The sequence below is a fragment of the Bradyrhizobium tropiciagri genome, from assembly GCF_001189845.1.
Taxonomy (GTDB): Bacteria; Pseudomonadota; Alphaproteobacteria; order Rhizobiales; family Xanthobacteraceae; genus Bradyrhizobium; species Bradyrhizobium tropiciagri.
This window is the reverse complement of sequence record NZ_LFLZ01000173.1, coordinates 1-1403: the sequence shown is the minus strand read 5'-3', so window position 1 is coordinate 1403 and position 1403 is coordinate 1. Positions and strand designations below refer to the sequence as shown.

The 1403-nt window shown below is 57.7% G+C and carries 1 protein-coding gene; it reads right to left on the bottom strand.

Annotated features, from left to right (window positions below):
• Positions 1 to 291 precede the first annotated feature (291 nt).
• Positions 292 to 1335, bottom strand: coding sequence for an IS110 family RNA-guided transposase (locus AKN84_RS44265; RefSeq protein WP_050426603.1), 1044 nt, complete (start codon positions 1333 to 1335; stop codon positions 292 to 294).
• Positions 1336 to 1403 lie beyond the last annotated feature (68 nt).

The window sequence follows — 1403 nt, the reverse complement described above, 5'->3', positions numbered from 1 at the left end:
TCTATGGACCACGCCCGCGTTGCAAGGGAAATCGACAAAATGATGTAGCGGTCTGCGCCAATCTATCCGGCTTCAATTTGAGGCTGTCGCCTCGAGCCAATATGGATATCCGCCCACTCCTGTCCTCAATAACTCGACGGCCTCGACAAGGGGCCCATGGCTGCGAACCAGGCTTCAGAAGTGTCGGTGGAACCGTTTCTCCATTCGTCTTTTCCGTCTCGCAAACCTCGGCGGGATATTGTGCCTTCCGATTGTGATCGTGGATCCTTCTTCCCTTCCCGGTCGTGTGTCTTAGGCGGTCTGGCCTAGGAAATTGGCGTCGTAGTCACGGCCCTTTGCGAGCATGCTCCAGGCCATGCGCGCGAGTTTTGCGGCCAAGGCGACAACCAGTACATTCGAGCGGAGCCGCTTGGACGCTGCTTCCAACCAGGCTCCGAACCCGTGCCTGGGCCAAGTCTGGCGCCTCAGAAGTACGGCCCTAGCCCCTTGAATGAAGAGCGTTCGCAGGTACCGGTTGCCGCGCCTCGATATGCGGCCGAGAATGGTTCGGTCGCCGGTCGAGAATTGTTTCGGTACCATGCCAAGCCATGCCGCAAAGTCGCGGCCCTTGCGAAAAGCATCGCCAGTCCCGATCGCGGCGAGCATCGCGCTTGAGATGATCGGTCCGACGCCCGGCGCAGTCATCAGGCGACGACAGTGCGCATCTTGCTCGGCGAGCTCGTTGATTTCCTTTGTAATTGATGTAACCCGCCGGTCGAGATAGCGCCAATCCTCAACCAAGTCCTGAACGAGCTGAATCACTCGAGGCGACAGGTTATCCGAGAGCATCGAGAGAAGCTCAGGAAGTGCCAATCGGAGTGCTGCCGTTCCCTGCCGAACCGGCAGCCCCCGCTCGAGTAGAAAGCCCCGGATTTGATTGATGACCGCTGTTCGCTGCGTCACCAGTCGACTGCGAACTCTGTGGAGCGCCTGCAAATCGAGTTGCTCGGTCGATTTCAATGGGACGAATCGCATTGTCGGGCGCTGAACGGCTTCGGCGATGGCTTCAGCGTCACGGAAGTCATTCTTGTGACCCTTGAGGTACGGCTTGACATATTGTGCTGGCAAGAGCCGGACTTGATGGCCTAATTTTTCGAGCCTCCGACCGATGTGATGTGCTCCTGCACAAGCCTCCATTCCGATCAGGCAGGACGGAACATTGGCCAGCGACTGCTCCAGCTGATTTCTCGATCGCTTCTTGCGTAGGACGATTGCTCCCATAGCATCGAGCCCCACCACATGGAATGTGTTTTTCCCTAGATCGATACCGATCGTGACAATGTTCGTAGCGGGCATGGCTTGTGCTCCTTCTCTTGCCGGGGCTTTATGTTGCCGCTGAGAGCGGGCGTGGTCCATGCCATTAA

Coding starts and splice junctions, on each gene's coding strand:
- AKN84_RS44265 (WP_050426603.1), bottom strand. CDS start 1,335: ATGCCCGCTACGAACATTGTCACGATCGGTATCGATCTAGGGAAAAAC.